Source organism: Azospirillum sp. P4_B5 (genome assembly GCF_056402275.1).
In genome coordinates this window covers 38697-64851 of record NZ_JBFUHT010000028.1, presented here as the reverse complement: position 1 = coordinate 64851, position 26155 = coordinate 38697, and the positions used below count along the sequence as shown (strand labels likewise).

The window sequence follows — 26155 nt, the reverse complement described above, 5'->3', positions numbered from 1 at the left end:
CCCAACCCAAGCTAGAACCCGGCCGGTCCGTGACGGTTCTTCCTTGTGGGGGACGGGTGCAGTACCGACTCGACGACGAGGCGTCCCTGTGTTCGATCGACATCCTGGCTCAGGCGGTCGAACGCATCTGCGTCAAAGGCGTGCTGGAACTGCGCATGCTGCGCAACGCGCTCCGCGAGGCCTCGGCCAGCCCGACGCCGGGCGCGGTGAAGTTCGCCTTCGCCATGTTCTCGCGGGTGGACCGCGACTATCGCCGCCTGATCGCGCACGAGGCGCTGACCCTCGCGACCGAGCAACGGGGGCGTTACGCCTCCCCCCGGCCGCGGGCGGTGCGCCGCCCGCGGATGCTGTGATAGGCCAGCGTTCTCAGGCCACCGCCGGTTCGAAATCCATGGCGGGCGACACCAGCTGTTCCACCGCCGGACGGGCGAACAGATAGCCCTGCATCAGCGTGATCCCCAGGTCGCGCAGCGCCTTCGCCTCGCCGGGCGTTTCGATACCCTCTGCCACTGGGGTGATGCCGAGATCGCGGCACACGGTGAGGATGGCGCTGACGATGCTGCGGCGGGCGCGGTCGGTGTCGATGGAACGGGTCAGCTCCATGTCCAGCTTGATGATGTCCGGCTGGAATTCGGCGAGCAGGTTGAGGCCGGAATAGCCCGACCCGAAATCGTCGATGGCGGTGTGGAAGCCCTGGCGCTTGTATTCGGTGAAGATGGCCTTCAGATGGGCGCCGTCGACCACCCGCTCGTTCTCCGTCACCTCGAAGATGATGCGCTCCGGCGGGAAGCCGGTGCGCTTGGCGGCGGCCAGCGTGGCGCGGATGCAGGCTTCGGGCTGGTAGACGGCGTTGGGCAGGAAATTGATCGACAGCCGGGTGTCGGGCTGCTGGCCCATGCCGAGGCTGGCGGCCAACTCGATGGCCTTGACCCGGCAGGCCTGGTCGAAGGCGTAGCGGTTGGCCTCGGTCACCTGACCCAGCACCCAACCAGCCCCCTGGCCGTCGAGGCCGCGCACCAGCGCCTCGTGCGCCCAGGGCCGCCCGCTGGCGACCCCGCCGCCGACATCGACGATCGGCTGGAAAGCCATGGTGAAGTCGAACCCCAAACCCTCGGTGCACAATCCGCCGCACCCACCGCCCCTGATCCGCTCCGCCGTCATGCCCGTTTCTTTCTTGGGGTGATTCGATGTCTAACTCTTTATAGTGCTTATCTTGTCTCAAATTTATTCAAAGCAAGGTGTGACATCGGGTCTGGAAATAGGGCCTATGACGTCACTACTCCGTTCCTCATCGTTTGTGTCTTGGTTACTCCGCGGCGGCTTTTCTGCGCGTCTGGATCGCGGTCCATACGGACAGTGGGGTCGCCGGCATGTCGATGTGGTCGATTCCATAGTCCGACAGCGCGTCCACCAGGGCGTTGATGACCGCGGGCGGCGCGCCGATGGCCCCGGCCTCGCCGGCGCCCTTCATGCCCAGCGCGTTGGTGGTGCTGGGCACGCAGTTCAGCTTGATCCGGATGTCCGGCACATCCACCGCGCGCGGCATCTGGTAGTCCATGAAGGACCCGCTGAGCAGCTGGCCGCTGTCCGGGTCGAAGACCACCCGCTCCTGAAGCGCCTGCCCGATGCCCTGGGCGACGCCGCCATGGACCTGCCCCATGACCAGCAGCGGGTTCACCACCGTCCCGAAATCGTCCACGACGGTGTAGCCGACGACCTCGACCACGCCGGTGTCGGGATCGACCTCGACCTCCGCCACGTGGCAACCGTTGGGGAAGGTGTTGGCCGGCGGGGTCCAGCGGGCCACCTCGGTGAAGGCGATGGGGCCTTGCGCGGCGGCTTTGGCGGCCACCTCCTTGAAGGAGACGCTGCGGTCGGTGCCGACGACGCTGAAGCGGCCCTCGACGAACTCAACGTCCACCGCGGCGGTCTCCAACAGATCGGCGGCGACCTCGGTCGCCTTGGTCACCACCCGCGCCGCCCCCTCGGCCAGCGCCGCCCCGCCCACCGGGACGGAGCGAGAGCCGCCGGTGCCGGCCCCCCAGGACACTCGGTCGGTGTCGCCCTGGATCACCTCCACATCCTCCGGCGGGACGCCCAGCCGGTCGGCGATGATCTGCTTGTAGGCGGTCTCGTGGCCTTGGCCGTTGGTCTGGGTGCCGATCATCAGGACGATGCGCCCGTCGCCGTTGACCTGGACTGTGGCCTGCTCCGCGCCACCGCCCGCGCAGGCCTCGATGTATGTGGCGATCCCGGCCCCGCGCAGCTTCCCGCGGGCTTTCGCCGCCGCCTTGCGGGCGGGCAGGCCGGCGTGATCGGACAGCTCCAGCCCGTCGCGCAGATTCTGCTCGAATTCGCCGGTGTCGTAGGTCTGGCCCATCGGGGTGGCGTAGGGCATGGCGGTGGGCGGGATGAAGTTGCGCCGCCGGATCTCCGCCGGGCCGAGGCCGGTGACGCGCCCGGCATGGTCGATCAGCCGCTCCAGCAGATAGGCCGCCTCCGGCCGTCCGGCGCCGCGGTAGGCGTCCACCGGCTGGGTGTTGGTGAAGACGCCCTTCACCCGCACATAGACCGCCGGCGTGGTGTAGGAGCCGACGAGCATCGCCGACCCGGCGTCGGTCGGGATGAAGGGGCCGTAGTTCGACAGATAAGCCCCCAGGTTGGCGACGGTATCCACCCGCAGCCCGAGGAAGCGCCCGTCGCCGTCCAGCGCCAGCCGGGCGCGGCTGACATGGTCGCGTCCGTGGTCGTCGCTGAGGAAACCCTCCGTCCGTTCCGCCGCCCATTTCACCGGCCGGTTCAGGCGCCGTGCCGCGAACAGGCAGACCATGTATTCCGGGTAGTTGAACAGCTTCATGCCGAAGCCGCCGCCGACGTCGGTGGTGACGACGCGGAAGGCCTTCTCCGGCAGGCCGAACAGCTGGGCGAACTGCTTGCGCAGCCCGTGCACGCCCTGGCTGGTGACGTAAATGACCAGCCGTCCGGTCTCCGCCTCCACCGCGGCGAGGCAGGCGCGGCCCTCCATCGGGTTGGCGACGACGCGGTTGTTGACGATCTCCAGCTCCACCACGCGGGCGGCCTTGGCAATCGCCGACTCCACCGCCGCCTCCTCGCCCTGCTCCCAGTCGAAGCAGAGGTTGCCCGGCGCCTCGTCCCACACCTGCGGGCGGCCCGCCTCCAACGCCTCCGCCGTGCCGGCGATGGCGGGCCGGTCGTCGTAATCGACCATCACCAGTTCCGCCGCGTCGCGGGCGGCGTCCAGCGTTTCGGCCACGACCACGGCGACCGGATCGCCGACGTGGCGCACCCGTCCCTTGGCCAGCGCCGGGCGGGGCGGGGCGACGTAGGGAGAGCCGTCGCGCTGGGTCAGCGCCGCGGCGCAGGGGATCGGCTGGATGCCGTCCGCCTCCAGGTCGGCGACGGTGAAGACGCCGAGCACCCCCGGCTGCGCCGCCGCCTCCGCCGCGTCGATCCCGCGGATGTCGGCATGGGCGTGGGGAGAGCGCACGAAGACCGCGTAGGTCTGGCCGGGAAGCGACACGTCGTCGGTGTAGCGCCCGCCGCCGGTCAGCAGGCGCGCGTCTTCGGTGCGGGGGACCGGCTGGCCGATGCCGAACTTCATCATGGGGCGGGGCTTTCCTGTCACGTGGAGAGACACCCGGAGAAGATAGGCGGAGCCTTGGCCGGCGAAAACCCTCGGTAGGGCATAAGCTGGCGGTGGCGTGGGAACGCCGGGCCACCTATTCTTAGGCCATGTGCGGACGCATGATACTCGCCACGCCGGCTTCGGAGGTTCAGCGGCTGTTCGGCTTTCCCGAACTTCCGAACCTCCAGCCGCGCTGGAACGTGGCCCCCACCCAGCCGGTGCCCGCCGTGCGGCGGGAGGAGGATGGGCGCCATCTGGTGACCCTGCGCTGGGGCCTCGTGCCCTTCTGGGCGGACGACCCGTCCATCGGGGCGCGGCTGATCAACGCGCGCGGCGAGACTCTGGCCGAGAAGCCGTCCTTCCGCGAGGCGTTCCGCAAGCGGCGCTGCCTGATTCCCGTGGACGGTTTCTATGAGTGGAAGGCCGAGGGCAAGCGCAAGCAGGGCTACGCCATCCGCCGCCGCGACCGCGCGCCCTTCGCCTTCGCCGGCCTGTGGGAGCGCTGGAACGGCCCGAAGGGCGGCCCGGCCCCCGCGGAGCCCCTGGAGACGCTGACCATCGTCACCACCACGGCGAACGCGGTGCTGAAGCCGCTGCACGAGCGCATGCCGGTGATCCTGGACGAGACGGACTGGGACCTGTGGCTGGACCCCGCGGCCCCGTTGCCGGTGCTGGAGGGGCTTCTGAAGCCGGCGCCCGACGCGTTGCTGGAGGCCCATCCGGTGGGGCCGCGCGTCAACAACGTGCGCAACGACGACGAGGCGTGCGCGGCTCCTTTGGACGACGCACCGCCCGATGACGCGCCGACCTTGTTCTGAGTGGTTCGCTCCTTTGGTGGCGCTTCTCATCCTGTGCTCAACCGGAACGGTGTATGCCCAGGGAGGGGCGACCAAAGGCAAGGTCGCCAACACCCCCAATGAAACGTTAAAAGGGCAGGGCGTGGCCATGGAAGGCGATACGCTGTCCATCAAGGGCACGCCGGTTCGCCTGATGGGAATCGACGCCCCCGATGTCGGGCAGAAATGCCGGAACCGTTACGGGCATGAGTTGGACTGCTTCCGCATCGCCACCGCCGTGCTGGCCAGCCTGATCAAGGACCAGGAGGTGACCTGCACCATCGCCGAACGCGACCGCAATGGCCAGCAATTGGGCGAATGCCGGGTGCTCGGCGTCGATCTGGGGGCGGCCATGGTGGCGCGCGGCTGGGCCTTCGCCTACCGCAGCCTGTCGCCGGCCTACGCCTCCAGCGAGGCCTTCGCGCAGAGCCGCCGGCTGGGCCTGTGGGCCGGTCAGGTGGAGAAGCCCTGGCAATGGCGATCGCGCCAGCAGCGTGAGCAGGCGCGGTAGGCCCAGCGATGCGGTTCGGCCATCTGGCCTCTGCCAACGGGGGAAGGGGGACTCGGCCTTTTTTTCGGTTCGCCCTCCTTGGGGGGCGTGATAGTGTTTCAGAGTGTTAACAAGTTATTAATTAAGCCGACCGGCCAGCGCCCCTCGGTGCCGAAGGCCGGACGGACCCACCCACCGGCGCGGAAGAACGGGTCATGCGAGTCTACGCACGCCAGCTTTACGATCATCTCCCCTACCTGCGCCGCTACGCGCGCGCGCTGACCGGAGCGACCGAACGCGGTGACGAACTCGTGACGCGCTGCGTCGAGGTCGCCGTGATGGCCCCCTCCCGCTTCGGGCTGGAAGCCGGGGCGCGGGTGCCGCTCTACGCCCTGCTGAATCTGCTGTTCGACGAGGACGGGGACGGGCGGCCGACCCCATCGCCGCACCCCATCGAACGGGCGCTGGCCTCCCTGCCGGAAGGCGAGCGGCGCATGTATCTGCTGATCACGCTGGAGGGGCTGACGGTTCCCGAAGCCGCCCAGGTGCTCCAGATTCCCGCGCCGGAGGGCCAGGACCGGTTGACCGTCGCCCGCGACAAGGTGCGCAACGCCCTGACCCAGCGCGTGCTGGTGGTCGAGGACAACCCGATCCTGGCGATGGAGATCGGCTCGCTGGTTACCGATATGGGCCACGTCGTCTGCGGCACCGCCAACAACGAGCAGGAGGCCCTGGAACTGTTGGAGGCCGAGAAGCCGACGCTGGCCCTGCTCGACGTCCGGCTTGCCGACGGCGGCAGCGGGGTCGAGGTCGCCCGCCGGCTGCGCCAGAAGCGCGCCATGCGGACCATTTTTGTCACGGCCTTCGACGGTGACCTGGAGGAGGCGGACGCCCGCCATCTCGGCCAGATCGTCCGCAAGCCCTTCACCAACGAGGCGATCCAGGCCGCGATCTCCCGCGCGGTCTTCATGCCGAGCCCGGTGGCTCTGGCGTAAACTTAAACTGCGGGTCGGATTGGACATGCGAAAAGGGCGGCCCCGTCGGGCCGCCCTTTGCATGTGTGCTGCCGTGTCCCCGTCGGTCAGACGGTGGTGCGGCGACCGGCGATCATGCGGTAGATGGCCAGGATGACGATGGCGCCGACGATGGCGCCGATGAAGCCGGCGCCTTCGCCCGCCCGGTACCAGCCGACGGCCTCACCCAGATAGGTGGCGACGAAGGCACCCGCGATGCCGAGCAGCGTGGTGATGATGAAGCCGCCCGGATCGCGGCCCGGCATCAGGAACTTTGCGACGATGCCGGCCAGGAAGCCGATGATGATCGTCCAGAGAATACCCATAACCTCTCTCCCTCCAGTATCGATGTCCTCGATCCCACGCAGCCATAACGCCCGAAACGGCGTTTGGTTCTGCCCGAAGGAGGACCCCCTTGCGGATAAACCCACCTGGAGCATGGCCGGGAGGGAGAGGGTTAGGGCCGGAGATCAGCTCCGCAGCCCGCGGATGTTGGCGGCGTAGCGGTCCGGCCCGCCGGTGAAGGTGGCGGTTCCGGCGACCAGCACGTCGGCCCCCGCCTCGATGGCGATGCGGGCGGTCTCGCCGTTGATCCCGCCGTCCACCTGGAGGTCGATCGGCTTGCCCAGCGCGTCGATGCGGCGGCGCAGCTCGTGGATCTTGGGAAGCTGGTTGGCGATGAAGCTCTGCCCGCCGAAGCCCGGGTTGACCGTCATGACCAGCACCAGGTCGAGGTCTTCCAACAGATAGTCGACGGCTTCCAGCGGGGTGGCCGGGTTCAGCGACAGGCCGGCCTTCTTGCCCAGCGACTTGATGAGCTGGATGGTGCGGTGGACGTGCGCGCCGGCCTCCGGATGGACGGTGATGATGTCGGCGCCGGCGTCCGCGAAGGCGGCGATGTAGGGGTCCACCGGGGAGATCATCAGATGCACGTCGAAGGGCTTGGCCGTGTGCGGGCGCAACGCCTTCACCACCGCCGGGCCGATGGTGATGTTGGGGACGAAATGGCCGTCCATCACGTCGATGTGGATGTAGTCGGCGCCCGCCGCATCGATGGCGCGCACTTCCTCGCCCAGCCGGGCGAAATCGGCGGAGAGGATGGACGGGGCGATCTTGACCGGGCGCATGGCGGAAATCCTTGGCGTGAACGGTGCGGGAAGGGCGGTGGAAAATCCGCCTTCCCATATCATGGCTCCCCCGCCGCCCCAACCCCTCTCGCCGCCCGTCTTCGCCGTCAGGCCGGTTTGCAGCCGGGCTTCAATCCCGGGTCGCCGGAAAAATGGGGCGGGAGACTGACCGTCCCCCGCCCAAAAAGGCCCCGCCCAAAAAGGCAAGGCGCGGATCAGAAGCCGGCCAGCACGATCTTGCCCTTGGCCCGCCCGCTTTCGAGCAGGGCGTGGGCGCGCGTCAGGTTGGCGGCGTTGATGGTGCCGAACGTCTCGGCCAGCGTCGTGCGGATCGTGCCCGCGTCCACGAGGCGCGACAGCTCGCTGAGCAGAGCGTGCTGGGCGGCGATGTCGGCGGTGCCGAACAGCGGGCGGGTGAACATGAACTCCCAGTGCAGCGACACGCTCTTGCGCTTCAGCACCATGACGTCCAGCCCAGCCGGATCGTCGATCAAAGCAACGCGGCCCTGCGGAGCGATCAGGGCGGCGATCTCCGGCAGATGGGCGCCGGTGTCGTTGGTCGAGAAGACGAAGGCCGGGGCGCCGATGCCCAGAGCCTCCACCTGGGCGGCCAGCGGCTTGCGGTGGTCGACGACGTGATGGGCGCCCAGGTCACGGCACCAGGCCTGCGTCTCCTCGCGTGAGGCGGTGGCGATGACCGTCAGGTCGGTCAGTTGCCGGGCGAGCTGGATGGCAATGGAGCCGACGCCGCCGGCCCCGCCGACGATCAGGATGGCGTTGGCCCCCCCCGGCACCGGGCGCCGGACGTCCAGCCGGTCGAACATCGCCTCCCACGCGGTGATGCTGGTCAGCGGCAGCGCGGCGGCCTGGGCGAAATCGAGGCTGGCCGGCTTCGGCCCGACAATGCGCTCGTCCACCAGATGGAACTCGGAGTTGGTGCCGTCGCGGTCGATGGCCCCGGCGTAGAAGACGGCGTCGCCCGGCTTGAACAGGGTGGCCTGCGGTCCGGCGGCGACCACGGTGCCGGCGGCGTCCCAGCCCAGCACCTTCATAGCGCCCGGCGCGGGCGGCATGTTGCGGCGGACCTTGGTGTCCACGGGGTTGACCGACACGGCCTTGATCTCGACCAGCAGGTCGCGGCCCTGGGGCTCGGGGCGGGGGCGCTCCACGTCGATCAGGGCGTCGGGAGCGTCGATGGGCAGGGATTGGGTGAAGGCGACGGCGCGCATGGCCTCAAGTCCTTGTGCTTGTTGTTGCGTGCTTGTTGCGGCGTGTTGATCTCTGCCGACAGACTTGCGCCTTGCAGCACCGGGGCGCAAGAATGCACATGAAGCGCACATAGTGTCGAAAAGGATACCGTCATGGCCCGCGTTCCCCACGCCAACCTGGACTGCTCGCCGGGCTGCCCGGTGGAGGGCGTTCTCGCCCTCATCGGCGGGAAGTGGAAGGGGCTGATCCTTTACCACCTGCTGGACGGCACGCTGCGCTTCAACGAGATCCGCCGCCGCGTGCCGAACGTCACCCAGCGCATGCTGACCACCCAGCTCCGCGAACTGGAGGCGGACGGGCTGCTGGTCCGCACCGTTTATGCGGAGGTGCCGCCGCGCGTCGAATACAGCCTGTCGCCGCGCGGGCGGAGCCTGGAGCCCATCATCCTGGCGCTGAAGGCCTGGGGCGAGGAGCATCTGCGCCCCGCCACCGCCGCTTCTGCTGTCGTCGCCGCATGAGCGCCTTCGTCCCGCCGCCCCCTCAGCGTCCGTGGGGGCACCGCCTGTTCTTCCCCGCCGCCGCCCTCTACGGGGCGCTCAGCGTGCCGCTGTGGGTGGCTGGCTATTTCGGTTGGCTCGGCATCGGCTGGACCCCGGCACTGCACGCGCACGAGATGCTGATGGGCTACGCGCTGGCGGTGGTCGGCGGCTTCCTGCTGACGCGGCCGTCCAGGCTGGCGCTGACCATCGCCTTCGCCGCGTGGCTGGCCGGGCGGCTGGCGGTGCTGGCCGGGCTTCCGCCGGAGGTCGCGGGTCCGTTGGCGCTGGCCTATCCGGTGGCGCTGTTCGTGGTGGCCGGCGTGCCCTTCCTGCGCGCCGCCAAGAGTGGCCACAACATCCTGTTCGGCCCGGTGATCGGCGCCTTCGCGCTGGCCGAGACTCTGGTCTGGTGGGGCGGCGACGGTGGGCGGACGGGCGCCCTGTTCGCGCTGCATCTCGTCGGCATCCTGATGCTGGTGATGGGCGGGCGAATCATCCCGTCGGCCACGGCGGGAGAAGTCCGCAAACAGGGCGGGACACTGGTGGAGCGGGTGCAGCCGCGCCTGGAATGGGCGGGCGTCGCCGGGGCGGTGCTGGCCGCCCTGACCGTGGCCACCGGAGTGACGACCGGTCCGCTGCCCTGGATCGGGGCGGCGGGCGCCGCGCTGGCCGGGGTGACCGCCTGGGCGCGTCTGGCGCGTTGGCGGACCGGCGCCGTGCTGAAGCGTCCGGACCTGTGGAGCCTCCATCTCGGGTACGGCTGGCTCGGGCTCGGCTGGCTGTTCCTGGGGGTGGAGCGGCTGGCTCCGCTGACCGGCGGGGCGGGCTGGCACGTCATCGGGGCTGGCGCGCTGGGCACGCTGGCCGCCTCCATGATGGTGCGCGCGACCCTGCAGCGCGAGGCGATGCCGCCGGACTTCTCCCGGCCCGCCACCGCCGCCATCGCACTGGTCGGGCTGTCCGCCGCGCTGCGCGTCGCCGCGGCCAGCACGGCGCCGGACCTGCTGATGCCCGCGGCGGCGTTGGCCTGGATGGGAGCGCATCTGCTGGTGCTGTGGGTGCTGCTCCGCGTGCCGAAGCGGATACGGGCCTGAGCCATCCGCCACTTGACGCTCTCCGCCGCTCCTCCGACACTCCGAGGCAACGGCCAGTCGCAACGGGCCACGGAGAGACGCAAGCGCGTCCGCAGGGGGGATCATGAGCGACGCATTGGAACCGGCCCGCAGCGCGGGCGTCGTCGGGCTCGGCTCCATGGGCATGGGGGTGGCGCTGTCGCTGCTCCGCGCCGGCTTCCGGGTCGTCGGCTGCGACCTCGACGCCGCCAAATGCATGAGCCTCGTCACCCATGGCGGGGAGGCCGCGGGATCGCCCGCCGACGTCGGGCGGCGGGTGGACCGCGTCATCGTCCTGGTCGCCACGGCGGAGCAGGCGGAGGAGGTGCTGTTCGGCGCCGAGGGCGTGGCCGGCACCCTGCCGAAGGGCGGCGTGGTCGTCCTGTCCACCAGCGTCCCGCCGGACATGGCCGTTGCCGTCGGGCGCCGGCTCGCCGAACGGGACCTGCTGATGCTGGACGCGCCGGTCGGCGGCGGCCCGGTGCGGGCGGCGGAAGGGCGCATGGTGGTCATGGCCTCCGGCCCCGAGGACGCCTTCGCGCGGGCGGCCGACCTGATCGCCGCCGCATCGGGCACGCTGCACCGCGTCGGCACCGAACACGGGCAGGGCTCCGCCGTGAAGGCCGTGGAGCAGATGCTGACCGGCATCCACGCCGCTGCGGTGGCGGAGGCCACGGCCTTCGGCGTCCGCGCCGGGGTCGATCCGCAGCGGCTGGCCGAGATCCTCGCCGCCGGTCCCTTCCACATCCCGTCGCAACGGCCGCTGGGCATCGTCGGGACCGATCTGGGCACCGTGATGGACGCGGCGCGGCGGCTGACCGTACCGACCCCGCTGGCCGCCTCCGCCCTGCAACTCTTCACCATGGCCGCCGCGGTCGGGCTGGGGCGCGAGGGCGACGGCGCGCTCGTCCGGATTTTCGACCGGTTGGCCGGCAACCCGCAGGAGGGCTGAAGCATCATGTCGATCACGCTCAAATCGCTGGTGATCACTGGGGGCGGCCGAGGCATCGGGGCGGCGGTCGCCCGGATGGCGACGCAGCGCGGCTACGCCGTGACCTTCTCCTACATCGGCAACGCCGCTGCGGCGGAAGCCACCGTGGCGGCGATCCGCGAGGCCGGCGGGCAGGCCCAGGCGGTGCAGGGCGACGTGGTGCATGAGGAGGACATCCGTGCCCTGTTCGACGCGGCGGAGGACCGCTTCGGCCCCACCACCGGGCTGGTCAACAACGCCGGCATCATCGGCCCCTACGGACGGCTCGACGAGGCCGCGCCGGATGACCTGCGCCGCATGCTGGACATCAACGTGACCGGCGCCGTGCTCTGCGCGCGGGAGGCGGTGCGCCGCATGTCCACCCGCCATGGCGGACAGGGTGGCGGCATCGTCAACGTCGGTTCCATCGCCGCCGTTCTGGGCTCGCCCAACGAGTATGTGGGCTACGCGGCCAGCAAGGGCGCGGTGGACAGCCTGACCGTCGGCCTCGCCCGCGAGGTGGCGAAGGAGGGCATCCGCGTGAACTGCGTGCGGCCCGGCCTGATCGACACCGACATCCAGATCATTCCCGGCATCGGCAACCGGCTCGACAACCCCGCCTTGATCCCGCCTGCCGGGCGCGCCGGGACGGCGGACGAGGTGGCCGAGACGGTGCTGTGGCTGCTGTCCGACGCCGCGTCCTACGTGACCGGCGCCCTTCTCAACGTCTCCGGAGGCCGCTGAGCCATGCCCGCGTCAAATTCCTTCGCCATCGGCCACCAGGACATCGTGGAGGCCGCGGCGCGGCTGGACGGCTTCGCCGTGCGCACGCCGCTGCTGGAGAACGCCCTGCTGAACGAGCGGGTTGGCGGGCGCGTGCTGCTGAAGCCGGAGGTTCTTCAGCGCAGCGGCTCCTTCAAGTTCCGCGGCGCCTTCAACCGGCTCTCCCAACTGACGCCGGAGGAGCGCCGGGGCGGGGTGGTCGCTTGGTCGTCGGGCAACCACGCCCAGGGCGTCGCGGCGGCGGCGGCAATGCTCGGCATGCCGGCGGTCATCGTCATGCCCAGCGACGCGCCGGCCCTGAAGATCGCCAACACCCGCGGCTACGGCGCCGAGGTGGTGCTCTACGACCGCTGGACCGAGAGCCGCGAAGCCATCGCCACGGCCATCGCGGCGGAGCGGGGTGCGACGACCGTGCCGCCCTACGACGATCCGCACATCATGGCCGGGCAGGGCACGGTCGGGCTGGAAATCGCCGCGCAGGCGCAGGCCATGGGCGCGGTTCCCGACGACGTGATCGCGCCGTGCAGCGGCGGCGGGCTGATGTCCGGGGTCGCCACGGCGGTCCGCCACAGCTTCCCCGATGCCCGCCTGTGGGCGGCGGAGCCGGCGGGCTTCGACGACGTGGCGCGCTCGCTGGCCGCCGGTGAGCGGGTGGAGAACGCCGCCGGGCAGCGCTCCATCTGCGACGCGCTGCTGACCCCGACCCCGGGCGCCCTGACCTTCCCGGTGATGAAGACCTTGCTGTCCGGCAGCCTGGCCGTCACCGACGCCGAGGTGAAGGCCGCCATGGCCTACGCCTTCACCGTGCTGAAGCTGGTGGTCGAGCCGGGCGGGGCGGTCGGGCTGGCGGCCGTGCTGACGGGCAAGCTGCCGGCGGAGGGCCGCACCGTCGCGGTGGTGCTGAGCGGCGGCAACGTCGACGCCGCGACCTTTACGGACGCGCTGGCGTCGTCCTAGCGCGCTCCAGCACGTAATAGACGGCGCCGGGGGCGAACTTCTTGCGGACCGAGTCGCGGTGGTACGCGATGTTCCACCGTGTCAGCGCGCAGGCGGCCTCGTCCAGCCTTACCAGCAGCGCGTTGCCGTAGGGCAGGGGGACGCCCATCAGCGGCCCCAGCCGCTCGGTCAGCGGGAAGGAACAGAAGCGGCGCTGCCGCACCGTGAAGCCCAGCCGGGCGAAGCGCTCCTCCAGCCATTGCACGGGGAAGCCGCGCTCGTTCGCGGTCAGGCCGCGGCGGGGGCGCCGCCAGTCGCCCATGGTGCTGATCGGCTCGCGCAGGATGAACAGACCGCCGGGGGCGGTGACGCGGGCGAACTCGGCGAGCAGGGCGCCGGCGTTCGGGATGTGGTGCAGCGTGTGCAGGCAGACGGTCAGGTCGTTGGCCCCGTCCGCGCAGTCGATCCGCCCGCCCAGCGTGGGCCGGCGGTACTCCGCGGGGGTGCCGGCGATGTCGGTCCGCCAGAAGCGCTCGATGGGCTCCACGGCCAGGAAGCGGTCCACCTGCCCGGCGATCGGCGCCACGTCGTCCCCCGCGGCGCAGCCGAAGGCCAGCGCCTGCCGGAAGCGCCGTCCGGCCAGGAAGCGGAAGGCGTGGCGGTGGTTCAGCGCGTGGTATTCGTAGCGGTAGCCGGGCCTCTCGGGCGCGGTCCGCGCGAATTCCTCCGCCGGGTCCCGAGCCTCGACTCCGTACCAGCCGGCGATCCGCGCCGCGTCGAAGTCATCGCCATAAAGGGCGGCGCCGGAGAAATACTGGTCTTCGAAACTGGCGGACTCGAAATTTGCGGTCATGGGGACTGGCGCTCCGCTGGATGGGCGGGGCGACGATAGCGCGCCGGTTCCGGCGGAAACATTCAGCTTGCCCGCCTAGGACGGAGGGGGAGTCCTATGGCGGCGCGCGATCGCGGAGCGTGAAGGGAGCGCCTCCGGTTGGCAGGCCCCTATCCTTAAGAGGGTGCTACAGCCGGATGTCGCTCTGGAACAGGCCGAGGTCGAGATGCTCCATCGGCACACGGCGGGTGCGACGGCGGTTGAAGCGTCGGACGGCGTGGCGGGCGCGACCGATCAGCGAGGCGTAGCTCTTCAACGTCTTGGGCATGTCCGTTCTTCCCAATCTGTGTAGGGGGTGAACGGATCACAGCTATGACGGGTCCATGTGACAAATTCTATCGCACCGCACACCGCGCCAAGGAACGCCGGACCGCGCCACCTGTTCGAGAAGGAATACCCCCAAAGACACGGGCAACCCATGGTGAGGAGGCGGCGATGAGCGGCGTTCTGAAGGCCGTCATTTTCGACGTGGACGGCACATTGGTCGACTCGGTGGATCTGCACGCCCACGCCTGGGTGGAGGCGATCCGGCATTTCGGCTACCACGCGGAGTTCGACGCGGTGCGCTCCCAGATCGGCAAGGGCGGCGACCAACTGATGCCGGTCTTCGTGCCGGAAAAGGATCTTGACCGCATCGAGGACGAGCTGGACCATTTCCGGCACGAGCTGTTCGCCCGCAAATACATGCCGAAGGTCCGCGGCTTCCGCCGGGTGCGCGGCCTGTTCCAGCATCTCCACGCCGAGGGTCTGCGCATCGCGCTCGCCTCCTCCGCCAAGGGGGACGAGCTGGAGCGGTACAAGCGCGCGGCGGAGATCGAGGACTTGGTGGACGTGGAGACCTCGTCCGACGACGCCGAGCGGTCGAAGCCGCATCCGGACATCTTCGAGGCGGCGTTGGAAAGGCTGGGCCTGCCGGCGGAGGAGGCGGTGGTGGTCGGTGACAGCCCCTGGGACGCCAAGGCCGCGGGGCGGGCCGGGCTGACCGTTGTGGGGGTTCTGTGCGGCGGCTTCGCGGAGCAGGATCTGCGCCGGGCCGGCTGCGCGGAAATCTTCCGTGATCCGGAAGACCTCCAGCGCCGCTTCGCCACCAGCCTCATTGGGAAACGCAGCCCACGCGCGATGGGCCTTATTCAGCCCGGCGGACCTCAGCCGGGGCGGCCGTCGGCCCGCGGGGCGAGCAGAATGGGCGCGTAGACGTACAGGTAGCAGGCGAAGGCTGCGATCCAGGCAGCACCGGCGCCCTCCAGGGCGGTCCAGTAGAGGCCGCCCGGCAACTCGGGCGCCAGCACCCGCAGCAACGCCGCGGCGGTCAGCAGGATGTAGCCGGCCACGGTCGGGCGGGTCACCACCAGCATCCGCCCGGTGTGGCCGAGCGTGGCCCGCGTCATCACCGCCAGGATCATCGTGGCGAAGGCCCCCGCGGTCAGCGCATGGACCCAGGCGGAGCTTTCCACGCCCGCCCCCAGCAGATGCGCAGCCTTCAGCGCCAGCGCCGCCGGCACCCAGGCGTAGCCGAGATGCAGCACCCACAGGATCGGCTGGTCGAGCGTCTTCGCCGGTTGCCAACCGGCCAGCCGCAGGGCGTGGGCGAGCGCCGCGACGAGCGCCAGCAACCCGGCAATGGCGGTGCCCGGCAGGGCGAGATCGGCCGGGATCATCAGCAGCGTCGAGACGAGAGTCACCTTCTCCACCCAGGGGCGGGAGACGACGGTGCCGTCCAGCCCGCGCAGCCGCAGGGCGTTGCGGGTGAAGGCCGGGACGATGCGCCCGCCGATCACCGCGATCATCATCAGCACCACGCCGATGGCCAGCGTCTCACCCAGCGCGGTGCCGCCGGACAGCACGCCCAGCCAGTCCAGATGGAACAGCAGGTTGGCGGCGGTCAGCAGGCCCAGCAGGGCAAGGAAGGCGGTGTTGCGGATCTTGCCCGCCGCCACCAGAGGCCCGGCCAGCGCGATGCCGAGCGCCGGCAGGAAGGCGAGATCGAGGATGGCCGCAACCGGCAGCGGCACGCCGATGAAGGGCAGCAGCGCCACCCGCCCAGCCAGCCACAGCGCCGTCAGGCCGGCGAGCGGCAGGCCGGACAGCGCCTTGGTGCCCGTCCAGCTCGGCACCGCGGTCAGCAGGAAGCCGGCCACCGCGGCGACCACGAAGGCGAACAGCATCTCGTGCGCGTGCCAGGCCGCCGCCGGGACGGCGCCGTCCGGCCAGGACCCGGTTGCCAGAACGGCGATCCAGGCGGCGAGCAGGACGGGGGCGGCAAGGCCGGACAACAGGAAGAAGGGCCGGAACCCATAGGCGAAGATCAGGGGGACCGGAGGGCGGTCCGGCTGGTCGGCAACGGAACTGGTCATGGCGTTCCCCGCGCGTTGGAGGCATCGGTCATGCCGTCACACTGCGCCGGGGGCGGTCACCCTTCTTTGACCGCGGTCAAACAGAACCGCTGCAAACAGAATCCGTCGCTCTGCAGAAAAACCGCCGTCAGATCGTGATGCCGTTCTCGGCCATCAGGCGTTTCAGCGCGTCACGGGCGGGCGCGTCCAGAACGGGTAGCCCGTCGCGGGCCGTCAAAACGAAGGCGCCGGGATCGGCCAGGGTGCGCAGGGCGAAGCCGCCCACGCGCGGCGGGCCGCTGCTCAGCGGCGTGTCCTCGTAGATCGGCGAGAAGGTGCAGCCCAGAAGCATGGCGCGGGCGATCAGCGTCTCGTCCGACGATCCGCCCGACGCCGGGCTGTTGATGCCGAACAGCAGCCGCTCGGCCTCGCCTTTGGTAACGAGTCCGCGCTCCAGCAGGATGTCCACCATGGCGGAGGTGGTCATCACCGGGGCGGCGCGGCCCTTCCAGCAGAAGCGGCCGTCGTCCCATCCGATGTCCAGGCAGCGGTAGATCATGTGCGGATCGGCGCCGCCGGGCGACCCGGCGACGATGTAGTTGACCCGAAGCAACCCGTTCCACGCCCCGGCCGGAGCGACGATGCAGGAAACACCGCGCCGGGTCAGGCGCAAATAGGTGTCGTTGATGCCCGAAGGCTCGAAATCAAACAGCATGGCTGGCTCACCTTGATCGGGGACCCCGCTCCCCTCGAACGAAAAAGGTGAGCACGGGTTCCCGCAAGGCAACATGGCCATGCGTATGGTATTCCTCTCCGCACGCGCAAAAAGGGTATAGGCAAAAGCTCAGGACTTCGGGCGGAATGCCTTGCAGACCAATGGGTCAGTGTCGATGCGCGCCGCGCCGATCAGATCGAGGCAATACGGAATTGCCGGAAAGACCGCCATCAGGCAGTCGTGAATGGCCGAAGGCTTGCCCGGAAGGTTCACGATCAGGCTGCCGCCGCGGATTCCCGCGGTCTGGCGAGACAGGATGGCGGTCGGCACCACGGTCAGGCTGACCGTCCGCATCAGCTCGCCGAAGCCAGGCATCATCTTTTCGCAGACCTGCTCCGTCGCCTCCGGCGTCACGTCCCGCGGGGCAGGGCCGGTGCCGCCGGTGGTGACGATCAGGTCGCAACGCTCCTGGTCGGCCAGCTCGATCAGGGTGGCGGCGATGCCCTCGCGGTCGTCGGGAATGACGCGGGCCACCGGCTCCCAGGGGGAGGCGACGATGCGCTCCAGCTCCGCCCGGATGGCCGGGCCGCCCTTGTCCTCGTAGATGCCCCGGCTGGCCCGGTCGGACACGGTGACGATGCCGATGCGGGCGGGCTTTGCGGAGGTCATGGGCGGCGGTCCTTATGGAATGTCCGGCAGGCTTACTTGCTGCCCGGCGCGAGGAACACGCTCTTGTAGCTGTCCCGGTCGCCGTTGTTGGTGTCGGTCAGCTGGAAGGTGACCGGGGTGGAGGCGTCCGGCACGGACTCGCGCGGCACCGTGACGTAGACGCGGTAGGTCGCCACGCTGTCCGGGGAGGCGGAGATGTGGCTGACCGCGCTGCCGCTGTCCTCGTCGCGTTCGCCCACCACCTTCACCTCGGCGCCGGCGATGCCGGCGGCGGCTAGCGTGTAGGAGCGGTCCTGGCGGGTCTTGTTGGAGACCTTGAAGGTGTAGGCGTTGCGGATGGTGCCGTCCTGCAGCGTGACGAACAGCGGGGCGCGGTCGCGCTGCACGGCGATGTCCAGCCGCGGGCGCAGCGCGTAGCTCCAGGCCATGGCGCCGGTGATCACCAGCATCAGCAGGCCGTAGACGATGGTGCGCGGGCGGATCAGTCGCCACTGGTAGGTCTTGCCCAGGGCGCGCGTCTCCTGGGCGGCCAGGCTGTCGAAGCGGATCAGCCCCTTCGGCAGCTCCTGCGACACCATGATGTTGTCGCAGGCGTCGGCGCACAGGCCGCAATTGATGCAGTCCGCCTGCTCGCCGGTGCGGATGTCGACGCCGACCGGGCAGACCTGCACGCACTGGCCGCAATCGATGCAGTCGCCGAAGCCCTTGGTCCGGCGCTCGTCCCAGCTCTGCGACTTGCGCTTCGGGCCGCGGGTGTCGCCGCGCAGCGTGTCGTAGGTGACGACGAGGCTGTGCTCGTCCAGCATCGCGGTCTGGATGCGCGGCCACGGGCACATGTAGTAGCACATCTGCTCGCGCGTCCAGCCGGCCATGACGTAGGTCATGCCAGCGAACAGCGCGAAGAAGCCCGCCGCCTCGTAGGTCGCGTCGAAGGTCAGCAGATCGACGGCCAGGCGCGGCGCGTCGGTGAAGAAGGCGACGAAGCCGAAGCCGGTGATGACGGACAGCGCCAGCCAGCCGGCGTGCTTCCCGGTCTTGCGCAGGACCTTCCTGGCGGTCCAGGGGGCCTTGTCCAGGCGGATGCGCTCCGCCCGGTCGCCTTCGAAGGCGCGCTCGATCCAGACGAACAGGTCGGTCCACACCGTCTGCGGGCAGGTGAAGCCGCACCAGACGCGCCCGGCCAGCGCGGTCGCCAGGAACAGGCCCAGCGCGGCCACGATCAGCACGCCGGTCAGGTAGTAGATCTCCTGCGGCCAGATCTCGATCCAGAAGATGAAGAAGCGCGGCGTCGTCAGGTCGAACAGCACCGCCTGGGCCGGCGCGTCGGGGCCGCGTTCCCAGCGAATCCAGGGGGCGATGAAGAAGGCCGCCAGAAGCACCCAGGTCAGGATGGTCTTCCAGCGCCGGTAGCGTCCGGAGACGGCCTTCGGGTGGATCTTCTTCTGGCTCTCGAAAAACTGGATTTTCGCCGGCGTGACAGCGCTTCCGTCTGGCATATCGTCTGCCTTGGCTCCGGATAGGGACGCAAGACCGGACAATAGCGGACAGGACCCGAGCGCCTCTTGATCGGGATCAAGACGAGAACGGATTTGAAAAATCCCTATGGATTATAAGGATTTTTCAGCGGCGCCGGTGACCGGCCGGATTCCCGGCTGTAATACGTCCATCAGCCGATTGGCTCAAGCTTCGTTTCGCAATGCGGAAACGTTTCCGCCATCCTCCGCCTCCGCACCGTCGGGCGCCGCATCCTGCGGTCCCGGCCGGGACGGGGAGGGACGGGTGACGATGTAGACGGCCACCGCCGCCATGCAGGTCCCCGCCAGGATGGGAACCAGCGGCCGGCCGGCGGTCAGCGCCACGATCGCCCAGCTCGCGCTCATGCCGACCAGCGCCGCCGCTTTCGCCTTGCGGGGGATCGCCCCTTCGGACTGCCAGCCGCGCAGCAGCGGGCCGAAGCGCGGGTCGCGGTACAGCCGGTCGCGCAGGGCCGGGCTGCTCTTGGCGAAGGCCCCGGCGGCCAGCAGCAGGAACGGGGTGGTCGGCAGGAGTGGCAGCACCGTTCCGGCGATGCCGAGCCCGACCGCGGCGTAGCCCAGCGCCAGCCACAGCCGGCGCCGCAGGGGGGAGGCCCAGGAAGCATGGGCGGCTGCGTCCTCCGCAAGGGCGGTCTGGTCATCCATGAGGTGAATGTAGGACGCTCACACGGCCAGGACCAGCACCGCGTAGCGGGCGGCCTTTCCCGCCGTGACCAGCAGCAGGAACACCCGGATGTCCACCCGCAGGATGCCGGCCACCAGCGTCAGCGGATCGCCGATGAAGGGCATCCAGGCCAGCAGCAGGGACCAGACCCCGAAGCGCTGGTACCAGCGGGTGGCCTGCGCCACCATGGCGGCCGGAACCGGGAACCAGCGGCGGTCCTGGAAGTGCATCAGGTAGCGCCCGAGCGCCCAGTTGACCACCGACCCCAGCACGTTTCCCACCGTGGCGAACAATAGCAGCGCCAGATGGTCGTAATTGCCGGTGGCGTGCATGCCGACCAGAAGGATTTCCGATTGGGCCGGGAAGATGGTCGCGGCGAGGAACGCGGTGAGGAACAGTCCGCCGTAGGCGGCAAACTCGGGCATGCGGCGGTCGGTCCTTCCGGGCCGGGGGGGGCGGAGGCTAGAACATGGGTGCGCATGCAGGAATGCGGGAGGCGCCATGGTGCGGCTGCGATAATCTGGTGTAGATTCATTTTGTAGGAATTCGGTACGGATGGACTCGGTGCCGGAATGAATGGGAGTGTTCGCGGATGGCCGCTGCCGGCCTTGCCCGCTTCGATGCCGACGGGCGCCTGATCTGGGCCAACGCCGCGTTCCAGGCGTCGCTGGGCGGTTGTCCGGGGGACGGCCTGGATGCTCTCCTGGCGGCGGTTCCGGCGTGTGAGGACGCGGCCGCAGCGGTGGACCGGCTGCGCTCCGGACAACCGGTGGTGCTCGTGGCTCCCTCCGGTTGCGGGCGCTCGACGCTGATCCCGGCGGAGGGCGAGGGCGGCGAGCTGGTGCTGACCCTCGCCGACGGCGGCGCCCTGGCGGGACCGCCGGACGAGACCGGTTTCATCGGCCTGGAGGATCTGCTGGGCGACCGGGCGGGCGAGGCGGAGCGGGCGATCATGCAGGCCATCGCCGTTCCCTTGGTGGTGACGCGGCTGTCTGATGGTCTGGTGATGGCGGTCAACCAACCGGCCGGCGCGCTGTTCGGGGTGCCGCTCGACGACGTGGTGGGGTGCAGCTTCGCCAAGGCCTACTACACCGATCCGATCGAACGGGAACGGCTGCTCACCGCCCTGCGCGACGGGGCGGGCGGTGTGGACGGCTTCGAAACCCGTCTGTGCCGGCCCGACGGCAGCGATCTCTGGGCGATGGTTTCAGCCCGGCGGTTCCGTTTCCGGGGCGAGGACGCCATGCTCGCCTGCATCAGCGACATCTCCGCCCGCAAACGGACCGAACAGGCGCTCGAAGCCCTATGGGATCAGACCAGGGCGGTTCTGAACGGGCTGGGCCAGGGGGTGATGGCCTTCGACCGGGGGCTTCGGCTGGTTGCCTGGAACGGGCGTGCCGCGGAGCTTCTGGGGCTGGAGCCGGAATTCCTGCGCTACCACACGCCCTACGCCGCCATCGCCGGGCGGGTCGGGGAGGGGCTGGCCTTCGGGCAGGGGAACGCGCGCCCCGACAGTCTGCCCGCCTCCCTGCCGGACATCGGCCCTCCCTTGGCCTTGGCGGAGCCGCTGCCGGCCCGGCCCGCGACGGCGGAGCGGGCCTGGGAGTGCACCCGCTCCGACGGGCAGGTGGTGGAATGTCTGACCCGGCCCCTGCCGGACGGCGGCTTCGTCGTCACCTACACCGACGTGACCGAGCGGCGGAACGCCGAGCGGGAGATCATCGCCAGCCGGGAGCTGTTCGAACTGGCCATCCGCGCTGCGCGGGAGGGGATCTGGCAATGGGACCTGCGCACGGGGGAGTTGTGGCTGTCGCCCTACTGGTGGGGGATGCTCGGCTACGGCGAGGACGAGATGGTCAACACCGCCGCCCGCTGGACCGAGCTGATCCTGCCCGAGGATCGCGAGTTGTCGGCCCGGATGGCCCGCGACCTGATCAACGGCGCGATGGGCGAATGCCAGTTCATCCTGCGCTTCCGCCACAAGCGCGGCACCGTGGTCCACATGCTGAGCCGCGCCATCCGTGTTCTTGGTCCGGACGGCGAGTTGTTCCGCATCGTCGGTTCGCACACCGACGTGTCGGACCGCGTCCATGCGGAGGAGCGCGCCCACGCCGCGCGGGAGGAGGCCGAACGCGCGCTCCGCGACCTGAAGGAGGCGCAGGCTCATCTGATCCAGTCCGAGAAGATGGCGGCGCTCGGCTCCCTGGTGGCAGGGGTGGCGCATGAGATCAACACACCCATCGGGATCGCGCTGACCGGCGCCTCGCTGGTGGCGGAGCGCACCCGCCTGATCCGTCGTGACTTCGAGGCGGGAACGCTGCGCCGGCCCGACTTCGCCGATTTCCTCGACATGGCGGGGGAGGCGGCGCACCTGATGCTGCTGAACATCGACCGCGCCGCCCAGCTCATCCAGAGTTTCAAGCAGATCGCCGTCGATCAGGCGAGCGAGGAGCGCCGCGTCTTCGATCTGCGCGACTACATCGACGAGGTGCTGCGCAGCCTGGGCGTCCGCATCAAGCGGGCGGCCCACGGCGTGGAGGTGGATTGCCCGGCGGATCTGCTGATCGACGGCTATCCGGGCGCGCTCAGCCAGGTGCTGACCAACCTTGTCATGAACTCGATCATTCACGGCTACGCGCCGGGGCAGCACGGGACGCTGCGCGTCGCCGTGCGCTCGGTGGGTGCCGACGAGGTCGAGCTGGTCTACGCCGACGACGGACGCGGCATCCCGCCCGCACTCCACGGGAAGGTGTTCGAGCCCTTCTTCACCACCAGCCGTGGAACGGGCGGCAGCGGGTTGGGGCTGAACATCGTCTACAACATCGCCACCCGCAAGCTGAAGGGCCGCATCGCGCTCGATAGCGCGCCGGGCCGCGGCACGGCCTTCACCTTGCGCTTTCCCCGCGTCGCGCCGGCGGAGCGTGCCACCGCCTGAGGTCCGCTCGATGCCTCACTGCGCGTCCACCCAGGCGATGCGCAGGATGTTGGTGTTGCCGGGGGTGCCGAAGGGAACGCCGGCGGTGATCACCAGCCGCTGCCCCTCCACCGCCAGCCCGTCCTCGTAGGCGCATCGGGCGGCCTTCTGGACCATCTCGTTGAAGTCGGTCACGTCGGCGGAATGCACGCTGTGCACCCCGTAGGCGAGTTGGAGCCGCCGCGCCGTTTCCAAGCTGGAGGTCAGGCACATGATCGGCACTTCCGGCCGCTCGCGGGCGGCGCGGAGCGTGGTCGAGCCGCTGGTGGTGTAGGTGACGATGGCCGCGGCCTGGATGGTGTGGGCCACCTGCCGCGCCGCCGCGGTGACGGCGTCGGTGGAGGTCCGCTGCGGGTCGGGATGCTGGGCGTCGGTGATGGTGCGGTAGAGCGGGTCCTGCTCGACCCGGCGGGCGATGCGGTCCATCATCGATACCGCCTCGATGGGATAGGTGCCCGCCGCGGTCTCCGCCGACAGCATCACCGCGTCCGCCCCGTCATAGACGGCGGTGGCGACGTCCGACGCCTCGGCGCGGGTCGGGGCGGGGGAGCCGATCATCGATTCCAGCATCTGGGTGGCGACGATCACCGGCTTGCCGGCCTTGCGCGCCTCGCGGATGATCCGCTTCTGGATGCTCGGCACGTCCTCCGCCGGCATCTCGACGCCGAGGTCGCCGCGGGCGACCATGACGCCGTCCGACAGCTCGACGATGCGCTCCAGATGCTGGATGGCCTGCGGCTTCTCCATCTTCGACAGCAGGGCGGCCCGCCCGGCGACCAGCTTGCGCGCCTCCGCCACGTCCTCGGGACGCTGCACGAAGGACAGCGCCACCCAGTCCACCCCCTGGTCGAGCGCGAAGGCCAGATCCTCGTGATCCTTCGCGGTCAGCGGCGAGAGCGGCAGGACGACACCCGGCACGTTCACGCCCTTGCGGTCGGACAGGCGGCTGCCGGACAGCACGACGCAGTCGGCGTGGTCCGGGCTGCAAGCGACGACGCGCAGGCGGACCTTGCCGTCGTCCACCAGCAGCTCCGCCTCCGGCTCCAGCGCGGCGAAGATTTCCGGGTGGGGCAGGCCGACGCGGGTCGCGTCGCCCGGCTCGGTGGAGAGGTCGAGGCGGATGCGGTGCCCCGGCCCCACGCTGACCGGGCCGTCGGCGAAGGTGCCCAGCCGCAGTTTCGGTCCCTGGAGGTCGGCCATCACCGCGATGGGATGGTCGAGCTCCGCCTCCAGCGCGCGCAGCGTGGCGAGGCGCTGCCCATGGTCCTCGTGCGTGCCGTGGCTGAAGTTCAGGCGGAAGACGTCCACGCCCGCCTCGAACAACGCGCGGATCATCTCCGGCGTAGCGGTGGCCGGCCCCAGCGTGGCGACGATCTTGGTCAGGCGGAAGCGCCGGAAGGGGATGCCTTTGCGGGTCATGGGTCTGCCTTCTGATATGTGCCGTTCGGATTGTGCCGTTCGGGGCGGGCCGTTCATCTCAAGTTCTGCCGTCCGGCTTGTCAACCGCGGTCCGCCTCCCCACAATGGTCGGGCACCGGGAAAAGCACGGTAACGCCGCAGAACGGCCTTGACAGATTTCCGGCTTTTTCTATAGTCGCACGCTCCCGCGGCCCAACCGGCCCGGCGGGAGACATTGTGCGTCCCGTATCCGCGTTTTGCCGTCTGGCCTTCGGGCTTCGGCGTCCGGATCGGGGATCAATCGGTGTGTAGGCGGCCCATGAGGGCTGCCGTTGAGATATCGAGGAGAGCAGGCGTGGCGCGTATCGCTGGCGTCAACATCCCCGCGCAGAAGCGCGTGGAGATTGCGTTGACCTACATTCATGGCATCGGCCCCTTCAAGGCCAAGGAAATCTGCACGAAGCTGGAGATCCCGGCGGAGCGCCGTGTGAACCAGCTCACGGACGACGAGATCCTCAAGATCCGCGAGACCATCGACGCCGACTACCGCGTCGAGGGCGACCTGCGCCGTTCGGTCGCGATGAACATCAAGCGTCTGATGGACATGGCCTGCTACCGTGGCCTGCGTCACCGCAAGGGCCTGCCGGTCCGCGGTCAGCGCACCCACACGAACGCCCGCACCCGCAAGGGTCCGGCCAAGCCGATCGCCGGCAAGAAGAAGTAAGAGGACGCACGGACCATGGCCAAGCCCTCAGCCGCTTCGCAGCGTCTTCGTCGTCGCGAGCGCAAGAACATCACCGCCGGCGTCGCTCATGTGAACGCCTCCTTCAACAACACGATGATCACCATCACCGACGCGCAGGGCAACACCATCGCCTGGTCGTCGTCGGGCACGATGGGCTTCAAGGGTTCGCGCAAGTCGACCCCCTACGCCGCCCAGGTCGCCGCCGAGGACGCGGGCCGCAAGGCCCAGGAGCACGGCATGAAGACCCTCGAGGTCGAGGTGAAGGGTCCGGGTTCGGGGCGTGAGTCGGCGCTGCGCGCTCTGCAGTCGATCGGCTTCCAGATCACCTCGATCCGCGACGTCACGCCGATTCCGCACAACGGCGTCCGTCCGCCGAAGAAGCGTCGCGTCTAAGAAGCATCGCTACTCCGCACCCGCGGGGACCCGCCGTTCCGGGACAGGCGCCGCAGCCATCGCGGCGCCATCGGATGGGAACGGCCGGTCTCCGCGGACGTGTGTCCACCCCGATGGCATGAGGTAATACCGTGGCTCTTCAGAAGAACTGGCAGGAACTGATCAAGCCGAACAAGCTGGACATCCAGCCCGGTGACGACGCCGACCGCGTGGCGACCGTCGTGGCCGAGCCGCTGGAGCGCGGCTTCGGTCTGACGCTCGGCAACGCGCTGCGCCGCGTGCTGCTCTCCTCGCTGCAGGGTGCGGCCGTCACGGCGATCCACATCGACGGCGTGCTGCACGAGTTCTCGTCGATCCCCGGCGTGCGCGAGGACGTGACTGACATCGTCCTCAACATCAAGTCGATGGGTCTGCGCATGGGCGGTGACGGCCCGAAGCGCATGCGCCTGCGCGCCGAAGGCCCCGGCGAGGTGAAGGCCGGCATGATCGAGACCGGCGCGGACATCCAGGTGATGGACCCGGACCTCGTGATCTGCACGCTGGACAACGGCGCCCGCCTGAACATGGAACTGACGGTCGAGACCGGCAAGGGCTACGTCCCGGCCAGCCAGAACCGTCCGGAAGACGCCCCGATCGGCCTGATCCCGGTCGACGCGCTGTTCTCGCCGGTCCGCAAGATCTCCTACAAGGTCGACAACGCCCGCGTCGGGCAGGTCACCGACTATGACCGCCTGTCGATGGTCGTCGAAACCAACGGCGCCGTGAAGCCGGACGACGCGGTGGCGCTCGCCGCCCGCATCCTCCAGGACCAGCTGCAGCTGTTCATCAACTTCGAGGAGCCGACCCACGCGGTCGCCGAGGAGAAGCACGAGGAGGTTCCGTTCAACAAGAACCTGCTCCGCAAGGTGGACGAGCTGGAACTGTCGGTCCGTTCGGCCAACTGCCTCAAGAACGACAACATCGTCTACATCGGCGATCTGGTGCAGAAGACGGAGGCGGAGATGCTCCGCACGCCGAACTTCGGCCGCAAGTCGCTGAACGAGATCAAGGAAGTGCTGGCCCAGATGGGTCTGCACCTCGGTATGGAAATCCCGAACTGGCCGCCCGAGAACATCGAAGAGCTGGCCAAGCGTCTGGAAGAGCCGTACTAAGTCTCGCAGGTTTTACCCCCACCCT

28 protein-coding genes are annotated in these 26155 nt (G+C 69.6%); 14 read left to right on the top strand and 14 right to left on the bottom strand.

The features are described from left to right. Window positions 1-56 precede the first annotated feature (56 nt). Window positions 57-353, top strand: a complete 297-nt coding sequence (locus AC1DVI_RS20900; RefSeq protein WP_476959607.1) for a hypothetical protein — start codon at window positions 57-59, stop codon at window positions 351-353. Window positions 354-366: 13 nt separating this feature from the next. Here AC1DVI_RS20900 and AC1DVI_RS20895 read toward each other — a convergent pair whose 3' ends face one another. Then, window positions 367-1089 carry an EAL domain-containing protein gene (locus tag AC1DVI_RS20895; RefSeq protein ID WP_476959606.1) on the bottom strand — a complete coding sequence of 241 codons (723 nt, stop codon included), beginning with the start codon at window positions 1087-1089 and terminating at the stop codon, window positions 367-369. A 217-nt stretch (window positions 1090-1306) separates the two neighbouring features. After that, window positions 1307-3625 (bottom strand): xanthine dehydrogenase family protein molybdopterin-binding subunit, encoded by a 2319-nt coding sequence (locus tag AC1DVI_RS20890; protein ID WP_476959605.1) that lies wholly within the window; start codon window positions 3623-3625, stop codon window positions 1307-1309. A 140-nt stretch (window positions 3626-3765) separates the two neighbouring features. Here AC1DVI_RS20890 and AC1DVI_RS20885 point away from each other — a divergent pair, with 140 nt between their 5' ends. The 3 genes from AC1DVI_RS20885 (at window position 3766) to AC1DVI_RS20875 (ending at window position 5967) form a co-directional block, all read left to right on the top strand. Beyond that, a complete protein-coding gene (locus AC1DVI_RS20885) occupies window positions 3766-4464 on the top strand; it encodes an SOS response-associated peptidase (RefSeq protein WP_476959604.1) in 699 nt (232 codons plus the stop codon). A gap of 127 nt (window positions 4465-4591) precedes the next feature. Beyond that, entirely contained in the window at window positions 4592-4993 is a 402-nt protein-coding gene (locus AC1DVI_RS20880) for a thermonuclease family protein (protein ID WP_014240031.1), read from the top strand. 194 nt (window positions 4994-5187) lie between these two features. Then, a complete protein-coding gene (locus AC1DVI_RS20875) occupies window positions 5188-5967 on the top strand; it encodes a PhyR family response regulator anti-anti-sigma factor (RefSeq protein ID WP_476959603.1) in 780 nt (259 codons plus the stop codon). Between the two features lie 86 nt (window positions 5968-6053). On the opposite strand, the gene AC1DVI_RS20870 is transcribed toward AC1DVI_RS20875, so the two are convergent. The 3 genes from AC1DVI_RS20870 to AC1DVI_RS20860 form a co-directional block, all read right to left on the bottom strand. After that, window positions 6054-6311: a GlsB/YeaQ/YmgE family stress response membrane protein gene (locus AC1DVI_RS20870; RefSeq protein WP_109072137.1), complete on the bottom strand. Its 258-nt coding sequence runs from the start codon at window positions 6309-6311 to the stop codon at window positions 6054-6056. Window positions 6312-6455: 144 nt separating this feature from the next. Then, window positions 6456-7112 carry a ribulose-phosphate 3-epimerase gene (gene rpe, locus AC1DVI_RS20865; protein WP_476959602.1) on the bottom strand — a complete coding sequence of 219 codons (657 nt, stop codon included), beginning with the start codon at window positions 7110-7112 and terminating at the stop codon, window positions 6456-6458. A 215-nt stretch (window positions 7113-7327) separates the two neighbouring features. Continuing rightward, the gene (locus AC1DVI_RS20860; RefSeq protein WP_476959601.1) at window positions 7328-8341 is read right to left on the bottom strand and encodes a zinc-binding alcohol dehydrogenase family protein; all 1014 of its coding nucleotides are present in this window, start codon (window positions 8339-8341) and stop codon (window positions 7328-7330) included. Window positions 8342-8473: 132 nt separating this feature from the next. On the opposite strand from AC1DVI_RS20860, the gene AC1DVI_RS20855 reads away from it, so the two are divergent. From AC1DVI_RS20855 to AC1DVI_RS20835, 5 genes are all read left to right on the top strand, one after another. Then, window positions 8474-8839: a winged helix-turn-helix transcriptional regulator gene (locus AC1DVI_RS20855; RefSeq protein ID WP_476959600.1), complete on the top strand. Its 366-nt coding sequence runs from the start codon at window positions 8474-8476 to the stop codon at window positions 8837-8839. Continuing rightward, window positions 8836-9954 (top strand): NnrS family protein, encoded by a 1119-nt coding sequence (locus AC1DVI_RS20850; protein WP_476959599.1) that lies wholly within the window; start codon window positions 8836-8838, stop codon window positions 9952-9954. The genes AC1DVI_RS20855 and AC1DVI_RS20850 overlap by 4 nt, the downstream gene beginning before the upstream one ends. Before the next feature lie 103 nt (window positions 9955-10057). Then, window positions 10058-10924 (top strand): NAD(P)-dependent oxidoreductase, encoded by an 867-nt coding sequence (locus AC1DVI_RS20845; RefSeq protein WP_476959598.1) that lies wholly within the window; start codon window positions 10058-10060, stop codon window positions 10922-10924. 6 nt (window positions 10925-10930) lie between these two features. Next, window positions 10931-11686, top strand: coding sequence for an SDR family oxidoreductase (locus AC1DVI_RS20840; RefSeq protein WP_476959597.1), 756 nt, complete (start codon window positions 10931-10933; stop codon window positions 11684-11686). A gap of 3 nt (window positions 11687-11689) precedes the next feature. Then, window positions 11690-12682 carry a threonine/serine dehydratase gene (locus AC1DVI_RS20835; protein WP_476959596.1) on the top strand — a complete coding sequence of 331 codons (993 nt, stop codon included), beginning with the start codon at window positions 11690-11692 and terminating at the stop codon, window positions 12680-12682. Here AC1DVI_RS20835 and AC1DVI_RS20830 read toward each other — a convergent pair. Continuing rightward, complete coding sequence (locus AC1DVI_RS20830; protein ID WP_476959595.1) at window positions 12657-13514, bottom strand: class I SAM-dependent methyltransferase; 858 nt, start codon at window positions 13512-13514, stop codon at window positions 12657-12659. The genes AC1DVI_RS20835 and AC1DVI_RS20830 overlap by 26 nt on opposite strands. 166 nt (window positions 13515-13680) lie before the next feature. Beyond that, window positions 13681-13821, bottom strand: a complete 141-nt coding sequence (locus tag AC1DVI_RS20825) for a hypothetical protein (protein WP_476959594.1) — start codon at window positions 13819-13821, stop codon at window positions 13681-13683. Between the two features lie 167 nt (window positions 13822-13988). Between AC1DVI_RS20825 and AC1DVI_RS20820 the strand changes: the two genes are divergently transcribed. Continuing rightward, window positions 13989-14747, top strand: coding sequence for an HAD family hydrolase (locus tag AC1DVI_RS20820; protein ID WP_476959593.1), 759 nt, complete (start codon window positions 13989-13991; stop codon window positions 14745-14747). Here AC1DVI_RS20820 and AC1DVI_RS20815 read toward each other — a convergent pair. The 6 genes from AC1DVI_RS20815 to AC1DVI_RS20790 all read right to left on the bottom strand — a co-directional run bounded on the left by AC1DVI_RS20815 (window position 14699) and on the right by AC1DVI_RS20790 (window position 19894). After that, window positions 14699-15907 carry an NnrS family protein gene (locus tag AC1DVI_RS20815; protein WP_476959592.1) on the bottom strand — a complete coding sequence of 403 codons (1209 nt, stop codon included), beginning with the start codon at window positions 15905-15907 and terminating at the stop codon, window positions 14699-14701. The genes AC1DVI_RS20820 and AC1DVI_RS20815 overlap by 49 nt on opposite strands. Before the next feature lie 127 nt (window positions 15908-16034). Beyond that, a complete protein-coding gene (locus AC1DVI_RS20810; RefSeq protein ID WP_476959591.1) occupies window positions 16035-16601 on the bottom strand; it encodes a hypothetical protein in 567 nt (188 codons plus the stop codon). A gap of 129 nt (window positions 16602-16730) precedes the next feature. Next, window positions 16731-17270 carry a molybdopterin adenylyltransferase gene (mog, locus tag AC1DVI_RS20805; protein ID WP_476959590.1) on the bottom strand — a complete coding sequence of 180 codons (540 nt, stop codon included), beginning with the start codon at window positions 17268-17270 and terminating at the stop codon, window positions 16731-16733. A gap of 32 nt (window positions 17271-17302) precedes the next feature. Next, window positions 17303-18766 (bottom strand): cytochrome c oxidase accessory protein CcoG, encoded by a 1464-nt coding sequence (gene ccoG / locus AC1DVI_RS20800; RefSeq protein ID WP_476959589.1) that lies wholly within the window; start codon window positions 18764-18766, stop codon window positions 17303-17305. 183 nt (window positions 18767-18949) lie between these two features. Next, the gene (locus AC1DVI_RS20795) at window positions 18950-19450 is read right to left on the bottom strand and encodes a YbaN family protein (RefSeq protein ID WP_476959588.1); all 501 of its coding nucleotides are present in this window, start codon (window positions 19448-19450) and stop codon (window positions 18950-18952) included. Window positions 19451-19468: 18 nt separating this feature from the next. Beyond that, complete coding sequence (locus tag AC1DVI_RS20790) at window positions 19469-19894, bottom strand: YqaA family protein (RefSeq protein ID WP_476959587.1); 426 nt, start codon at window positions 19892-19894, stop codon at window positions 19469-19471. Window positions 19895-20061: 167 nt separating this feature from the next. Here AC1DVI_RS20790 and AC1DVI_RS20785 point away from each other — a divergent pair, with 167 nt between their 5' ends. Further along, window positions 20062-22404, top strand: a complete 2343-nt coding sequence (locus tag AC1DVI_RS20785; protein ID WP_476959586.1) for a PAS domain S-box protein — start codon at window positions 20062-20064, stop codon at window positions 22402-22404. Window positions 22405-22419: 15 nt separating this feature from the next. Here the strand turns inward: AC1DVI_RS20785 and pyk are convergent, their stop codons facing one another. Continuing rightward, window positions 22420-23862, bottom strand: a complete 1443-nt coding sequence (gene pyk / locus AC1DVI_RS20780; protein WP_476959585.1) for a pyruvate kinase — start codon at window positions 23860-23862, stop codon at window positions 22420-22422. Window positions 23863-24196: 334 nt separating this feature from the next. On the opposite strand from pyk, the gene rpsM reads away from it, so the two are divergent. From rpsM to AC1DVI_RS20765, 3 genes are all read left to right on the top strand, one after another. After that, on the top strand, window positions 24197-24565 hold the full coding sequence (rpsM, locus tag AC1DVI_RS20775) for a 30S ribosomal protein S13 (RefSeq protein WP_014240054.1): 369 nt from the start codon (window positions 24197-24199) through the stop codon (window positions 24563-24565). A gap of 15 nt (window positions 24566-24580) precedes the next feature. Continuing rightward, on the top strand, window positions 24581-24979 hold the full coding sequence (gene rpsK, locus AC1DVI_RS20770; RefSeq protein WP_012974490.1) for a 30S ribosomal protein S11: 399 nt from the start codon (window positions 24581-24583) through the stop codon (window positions 24977-24979). Window positions 24980-25110: 131 nt separating this feature from the next. Continuing rightward, on the top strand, window positions 25111-26130 hold the full coding sequence (locus AC1DVI_RS20765; RefSeq protein ID WP_094304322.1) for a DNA-directed RNA polymerase subunit alpha: 1020 nt from the start codon (window positions 25111-25113) through the stop codon (window positions 26128-26130). The last annotated feature ends 25 nt before the right edge of the window (window positions 26131-26155 follow it).